This is a genomic window from Nocardia sp. NPDC052566, from assembly GCF_044547285.1.
Taxonomy (GTDB): Bacteria; Actinomycetota; Actinomycetes; order Mycobacteriales; family Mycobacteriaceae; genus Nocardia.
The window spans coordinates 510,098-514,032 of record NZ_JBIUAF010000002.1 but is presented as its reverse complement, the minus strand read 5'-3'; the positions used below and the strand labels follow the sequence as shown (position 1 = coordinate 514,032).

4 protein-coding genes are annotated in these 3,935 nt (G+C 69.6%); all 4 read right to left on the bottom strand.

The genetic code is table 11. The features are described from left to right. Positions 1–3: 3 nt before the first annotated feature. Positions 4–1,215: a hypothetical protein gene (locus ACIG5A_RS09685; RefSeq protein WP_397239740.1), complete on the bottom strand. Its 1,212-nt coding sequence runs from the start codon at positions 1,213–1,215 to the stop codon at positions 4–6. 195 nt (positions 1,216–1,410) lie between these two features. Beyond that, positions 1,411–2,787 (bottom strand): sensor histidine kinase, encoded by a 1,377-nt coding sequence (locus ACIG5A_RS09680; protein ID WP_397239739.1) that lies wholly within the window; start codon positions 2,785–2,787, stop codon positions 1,411–1,413. Positions 2,788–2,799: 12 nt separating this feature from the next. Beyond that, the gene (locus ACIG5A_RS09675) at positions 2,800–3,459 is read right to left on the bottom strand and encodes a response regulator transcription factor (RefSeq protein WP_397240582.1); all 660 of its coding nucleotides are present in this window, start codon (positions 3,457–3,459) and stop codon (positions 2,800–2,802) included. Positions 3,460–3,556: 97 nt separating this feature from the next. Further along, the gene (locus tag ACIG5A_RS09670; protein WP_397239738.1) at positions 3,557–3,916 is read right to left on the bottom strand and encodes a hypothetical protein; all 360 of its coding nucleotides are present in this window, start codon (positions 3,914–3,916) and stop codon (positions 3,557–3,559) included. Between the last annotated feature and the right edge of the window lie 19 nt (positions 3,917–3,935).

Below are 3,935 nucleotides of genomic sequence, written 5' to 3'. Positions count from 1 at the left end.
CCGCTACCGATCACCCGTGCGCCAGCCGGAGCGCTGCCACGGATCGCCCGGATCCGCGGTGTCGCTCTGTTCGTCCACCTGTGGCGAGACCTTGCGCCGCTCGCGCCGCTTCTCCTTGCCGTCGCCCCCGGCGCCTTGTTGACCACCGGGCGGCATCCCGCCCGGCATACCCGGCGGCATCCCGGTGCCCGGCATGCCCGCGCGCGCCGGAGCGCCTGCCTGCGCGTTCTTACCCGCCAGCTTCTCACCGTCGAATGCCGAGGTGGACCGCGGCGACAGGCTACCCATCGTCGCGCCGGGACCACCGCCCTTGCCGCCTGCGGCGCCACCACCCGACTTGTCCAGTGGCGCACCGGTTACCGGATCGATCGAAGGCTTGTATCCATTCGGTCCGAGCAGGCCGGGCACGCCCCCGGGGAAGCCCGGATTCAGCGCGGTGTCCTTCAACCCCGACGACAGGCCGGTGCCGTCGAGCGGATCGCGCGAATTGCCCTGCCCCGGATCGGTTCCCAGGGTCAATGGCGAATTGGGGCCCGGTACGCCCGCGGTCGAGAGTTTCGCGGGCGGCGTACCGGTGAGGTCACCGGTGTTCGGCCCACCGGCATTCGGGCCACCGGTGCCGGGGCCGGCCCCGTTCGCACCGAGTCCGGTATCGCCGCCGCCGGGCGGCTTGATCTCCGGACCGCCGCCACCGCCGCCCGAGCCCTGATCCCCACCGGACGGCGGCGGCGGTCCCGACGGCCCCTTCTTCTCGTCGTTCTCGTCCTTGCCGCGGTTCGGATCGGAGCTGTACGGACCCTTGTACGGTCCCGGATTGCCCTTGGCATCCTCGTCGATGTAGTTCTTCAGCATCCACTCGGCGAAGAGGTCGTCACCGCCCGCGAACGCCTTGCCCGCCTCCTCGAGCGTGCGGCCGTAGTTCACCAGCAACTGCCCGTAGACGGGTACCGCACCCGATGCGTCGGGGCCGGTGCTGGCATTGCCGACCACCGAGTTCTTGGCCGACACGTAGCCGTCTTTGCCTTCGGCGAACGACTTGCCCATTTTGTCGTCGCCCCACGGCTCCCCGATGCGGTTCAGGTTGTCGTTCAACTTGGCGAGGATCTCGAACAGCCCTTTCGGCGCGCTCGGCAGCTCCGACAGCTTCTTGCCCTTATCGATCAGGGCCTCAGGGTCGACACGAACCGTGTTGCCGTTGTTCGGCTGCGGTGCCATCACGGTTCCTTACTCGTTGTCCTGCGGGCGGGCGCTCAGCACCCGCGGGCCACGACTTGCCGTCGTGGCCCGCGGATCGACGCGGTGGCAACGCGGGAGGGAGAGGGGGGACCCGCGCGCCACGCCACTCATCGTGGTGCGCACGCTCGGTCGGCACCGTGCCGGAACGGGAGTGTTCACCGTCCCTTCAGCAGTTCACCCAGATGTAAGGTCGGCGACGACGGGCAGGCTCACCGTCACCACCAGTCCGTGCGGCTGCGCCGATTCCACGAACAGCAGGCCGCCGTGCCGCGCCGCCAGTGTCGCGGCGATCGGCAGTCCGATCCCCGATCCACCGGTCTCGGCCTGCGCGCCACGGAAGAATCTGGTGGTGAGCATGTCGATCTCGTCGGGCGACACCCCGGCCCCGGTGTCGGCGACCGACACCACGACCGACTCCGCCTCCTGGTCGACGGTGACCGTTGTGCTCGCGCCCGCACCGGCGTAGCGCGCCGAATTACTCAGCGCCACATCGAGAATCTGGGCGAGCGCACTGCTCGGCACCTGCGTCGGCGCGGCCTCGACCAGCGGCTCGAAGCTCAGCGTGATATCCGCGCGGACGAAGGCGTCGCGCCACGCGCCGACCCGGTCCGCGGCCGCACCGACCGCGTCACACCCGGCGGCGGGTGGGCGGGCCTGCTTGTCCGCCTGGGCGTCGGCGACCGCGGAGGTGAGCAATCCGTCGAGCAGCCTGGTGAGCCGGTCCACCTCGCTCACCACGCTCACGAAGGTGGCCGCGGTGAGCACCGGCTGCAGCGACTCCAGCCGAACCGCAAGCGCCGCAAGCGGATTGCGCAGTGAATGCGCGGTGTCGACCACATGCCTGCGCTCGGCGGCGGCCAGCGCGGCGACCGCCCGCGTCACCGATTCGACACCGGCCGCCAGCCGCAGGATCTCGGGCGGACCTTCGCGCATGGGTGTCCGCCGCGGCGGGACGACGTCCGCGGGCAGGGTCGAGGTGAGCACGTCGACCTCGTGCAGCAGCACCGACACCGGGCGCAGGATCCAGCCCGACACCATCAGTGCCAGCCCGGAGAACACCAGTAGCGCCGTCGCGGTGCCGCAGGCCAATTGTGCCCACCTGACCCCGATCTCGGTGCGGGTCACCGAGGTCGAGACCGCGATCACCACCACGCCACCCGCCTGCGGCGTCGTCGCGATCGGCTGCGCGATCAGCATCGGCTCGGTATTCCACGGATACAGCGGTCGCGGCATCTCGAGGGAGTGGCGTGCGCGGATCGCCTCGCGCACCGGCTGTTCGGCGCGATCCATCCCGAGGACACACAGCACCGTGCCGTCCGCACCGAGCACGAGAACGCCATTGCTGGTGCGGTCGCGATAACTCTGCACCTCACCACACAGGCTCAGCGGTGCGGTCGCGGCAAGCACCCCGAACCGGTTGGCGTCCTGCACCCGCTCGATCACCAGGCCGCGAGTTCGGCTCATGGCCAACTCGTTTCCGATGCCGACGGCGAAGCAGATCATGCAGAGCGCCGCCAAGGCGGTGAACGCGGTTACCAGCCGAGCGCGCACGCGGCGGTCCTCTCAGCGGGACCAGCGGTAGCCGAAACCGTGGATCGTGACGATCAACCCCGGCCGGTTCAGCTTGGCTCGCAGCGCGCCCATGTGAACATCGAGTGAACGCGAGTTCGGCGGCGTCCTCGCACCCCAGACCTCGGTGATGATCTTGTCGCGCCCCACCGGAACGCCGACATGCTCGACCAGCACCCGGCAGACGGCGAATTCCTTCTGCGTCAACGAGATCGGTTCCCCGGCCACCTCGATGGAGCGCGTCGTCAGGTTCACCGTGACGTCGCCCGAAACCACGACCGCCTGTTCGGGTTCGGCGGCCCGCCAGCGCCGGGTGATCGATTCGAGCCGCGCGGCGAGCTCGCCGATCCGCGGCGGTTTGACCATGTAGTCGTCCGCGCCCGCCCGCAGGCAGGACACGACGGCGGATTCATCGCCCTCGGCGGTGAGCACGACAACGGGTATGTCGCTGACCTTGCGTAGCTGGCGCAGCACGAGATAGCCGTTCAGATCGGGCAGGCCGAGATCGAGGATGACCGCGTCATAGGCGGTGTACGACGTCAGCAGATCGAGCCCGTGGGACAGATGGTCGACAGCACCGAATCCGTGTTCGCGCAGTCCGTCGATGACGGCCTCGGCCATCCCAGCATCGTCCTCAACCACCACAACACGCAGCGCCCTGGCCCTTTCCCGCAACCCTATGACCGGAAGGTGAGGTTACCGCAGGGGCAGGATGACGCGGTTGTGACGTCACGCCTACGTCACGATTGCGTCATGCGGTGGCCTGCGGCGCGGCGGGCCGCTGGCCGCCGACGGGCAGCGGCGCGACGGCCAGTGGCGGGTAGGCGGGCAGCCGCGGCGCGGGTGGCAGGCTGGGGAAGCGCTTGCGCAGGCCGCTCAGCTGCCGGTAAACCTCACGCAGCTCCTCATGCAGCAGGCCGAGTTCCTCGTGCAGCCGCTCGGCTTCCTCTACCAGCGTCTCCCGGAACAGCCGCCCTTGCTCGAGCTGCGCCCGCTCGGCCCGCAATCGGGCAAGCGCTTCCTCCGCCGACGTGCGCGACGGGGTTCGCCGCGCCGTGCTCGCACGGCCGTTGGCGCGATGTGCGGCAGTTCTGTGTTCGATATTCCGCATGGTCAGATCCCGGCCTTTC